We start from the raw sequence: 3313 nt of genomic DNA on the forward strand, positions 1-3313 counted from the left end.
GGTTGACCAGTCGTTGGATCAATTACGCCATACATTGGATCATTTTGTGATAAGTTGATGGTAATTTTAGTACCATCACCACCTTTGCCGACAAAGTCCAGACCATGGTCAAAGAATTGACCAAATAATACAAACCAGCCATTGACTGGTGATACGCCCGGGTTAATCGCACCAACGAAAAATTCATCATTAGGAGTGCCATCCTCATTTTTTGAATGTTGAGCATCTTGTTGGCCTAATGTTTCCAACATACCGTAATTAGCCACTTGTGTGAAACCATTGGTGGCATCTTTAATTAAGTGTGTGCCACCTACTTCAGTTGCAAAAGTTGCACCAGCTGTTGTAGTAAGCTGGCTAATCATACGTGGCGTGTAATCGACCACATTTGCGAGTGGTGGTGAAGTTTCAGTTTTTGTGTAGTCTGCATTTGCTGGAATTGGTGATATAGCAAATTTCTTAGCATAAAATGCATGTGCATCAGTAGCGGCTAATGGTTTAACGTATTGATCAAATATCACTTGCGTGCGTTGCAAGAATGGCGTGTCGTTTGCACCCCATAAAGCATTTTCAAGGTACAGGTTATTGAATTCACCGCTAACATTACGCAAACCTTGGGAAGCAGTGTATGAAGCGTAAGATTGACCGTATGCAGCGATTGCTTCCGCTGCATTGTGTATTCCTGGGGCGTTTAGGTCTACTTCGTAAACGCCATTCCAAATCTGGTTGCCATTTACATCATTTATAGCACCTGTACCATTCCATGCAATCAGTGCATTACCATTTACGTCAAATAATGGACGGAAGTTAATTTGTTTCGTTAAAAACTCCATATCGCGGAAATTAAAGCTATATGGTTTCAGTGTGTAATTTGTTGCCATGATATTTCTCCCTAAGAAATTCAGTACATCAATAAAGTGAATTCAAACTAAATTTGTTAAATAAAATTTAAGCTAGGAACTTTTACATTTATTAACAAGATGGTCGCTATATTGAACGTTTGAAAAATTAGCGAAATAGCCCTTTCGGGTGCGTAGGAAAAGTACGTATAGGCTAAGTAGGGTTTATTAGTAGCCACATAGTAGGGTTTCTATGTAGTTATTTTCGGGATTCCATCACAAAAACCCATTTTTTCGCAAAAAAGGTAGGGTTTCTATGTAGTGATTTGTAGGGTTTTAACTTACAAATAAAGTAGGGATTGCAATGGCGGGTTTTATACAATTTAATTGATGAGTGAATCGATTCTCCTTATATTAAATTACTATTTTTCTAACAAGTAAACCTTATTACTATAAAACTTTAGAGCGATTGACATAAATCACTACTTGATTACCACCACTAACTACCAATATGACTGGCAATTAGTGGTGGTGTTTCTTAGCACTACAACACAAAGTCTGTAGCGATTAGCGCACTTGTCACCCCGACCAATAAGATGGAAGACTCAAAACCTGTATCACCATTCGTATCGATTTGAACGACTGTGTTGCCTAAGCCATCTAACTCATAGCGCAACTGATTGGTGCCATTGGCATCAAAAGCTAGCGTACCGATGAAGCTAAAGGTACCAGCAAAGCCTGCTAAGTCAATAATATCGCCACCTGCCACCCCAGCACCTTGGAAATCAGTGATTTGATCGCCCGTTGCTTGGTTATTAGCATTAAAGTCAAACACATCATTGCCTACATCACCTGTCAACACATCCGCACCTTGACCACCACGTAGAGTATCGTTACCAAGACCGCCAGACAACACATTGGCTAAATTATCACCGGTAATATTATCGTTACCTGAGCCACCAATGAAGTTTTCAATTTGACGGATTTGGTCACGATTGAACAACCCAAATAAACCATTGCCTGTTCCTGCCACTGTTACGGCATTTCCACCATCCAACGTTACTGTTAAATTAGTGGATAACGCTGAATAATCTACGGTATCAACCCCCGCACCACCACGAATGTCATCGGAAGCAAGATCGGCGGTTAAGATAAAGGTGTCATTGCCACCATTGCCTAATAATTGGCTAGCACCAGCACCATCTTTAATGGTGTCGTTACCTGAACTGCCTGATACATTTTCAATAGTAGCCAAGGTATCATTGCCTGTTTGTGAACTAGAAACTGTGCCTGCAGTTAAGTCAACATTCGCGCCAGTAGCAGTGCCTGATAAATTGTAAGTATCTGTACCTGCACCACCAACGTAAGTATCGTTACCGTCATTGACTGTGGCATTAATCGTATCATTGCCTGTGCCGCCATCTACAACATCGTTGCCCGCGTTGCCTGTAAGTGTGTCGTTTCCGCCTAAACCTAGCACAAAGTCGTTGCCACCGTTTGCTGCAAGAATATTGGCGTTACCGTTACCAACACGGGCAGTTTCAGTTGAGGCCACAGTAGTTGTACCAAATGGGTCGGTGTACGTTGAAACTACGCGCGCCGAAATATTGCTTTGATTTTCCAGCGTAGCGTTAGTCGCTCCAACGATATCCGTCCAGGTCACACCATTATCCACAGTTTGTTGCCATTGATAGCCTGGCACCAGTGCTGGCACGTCTGGGTCAGCAATTGTGTTGGTGGCGATAAGGGTTACCGCATTTGCATTGCCAGTTGGCCTTGGTGTGTAGTTAACAATATTGATAGAGCCTGTTCTAGCCTCATTCACGTTGGTCACAGTTACCGCTAGCGTTTGCGTATCTGTTGCAATGCCATCCGTTACCTGCACAACTACGTCGTACACATTATCACCGCCAGCATCGGTTGGTGCTTCAAAGTTAGGGGTGCTAACGAAAGTGAGCGCACCTGTTGCTGAATCAATGTTAAACAAACCTGCGTCTGCACCGCCGCTAATGCTATATAAAAGCGTTTGTGCAGGCACATCGGCATCAGTTGCGACTATCGTTGTGACTGATGCTGTACTATTTTCAGCAAAACTCACGGTCGCAGTATCACCACCCGCAATTACAGGCGCTTCATTAGTTAAATCCAACACACTGTCTGCAAACTGTAAGCGCTCGAAGTTGCGTATGGTATCCACACCGTCATCTATCACGCCAGCCACCACATTGGTATGGGCTACGGTAATGGAGCCATTGGCATTGTAGGTAATGGTGTAATCGGCCTGATTACCGTTATATACCGCGGTGTCAATATCAGTTGCCGCTGTAGTTGAATATAAGATTTCGCGCATTATACTTAATTGACTAGGATTAATTTCACCAGAAAGCATGCGTGCTTTGATCTCATTCAAGCTGTCAATGCTGGTTAAGCCATTAACGCCACTCACCGCAATCCGCACATTCAACCAAGCGTCACCA

The 3313-nt window shown here is 43.0% G+C and carries 2 protein-coding genes; both read right to left on the reverse strand.

The genetic code is table 11. The features are described 5' to 3' along the window. On the reverse strand, positions 1-878 hold an 878-nt coding region (locus HOO90_RS02530), incomplete at its 3' end, for a hypothetical protein (RefSeq protein WP_292839153.1). Positions 879-1380: 502 nt separating this feature from the next. After that, a partial coding sequence (locus tag HOO90_RS02535; protein ID WP_292839155.1) for a cadherin domain-containing protein occupies positions 1381-3313 on the reverse strand: 1933 nt, incomplete at its 5' end.

It is taken from the genome of Methylotenera sp. (genome assembly GCF_013141425.1).
In the GTDB taxonomy this organism is placed as follows: Bacteria; Pseudomonadota; Gammaproteobacteria; order Burkholderiales; family Methylophilaceae; genus Methylotenera.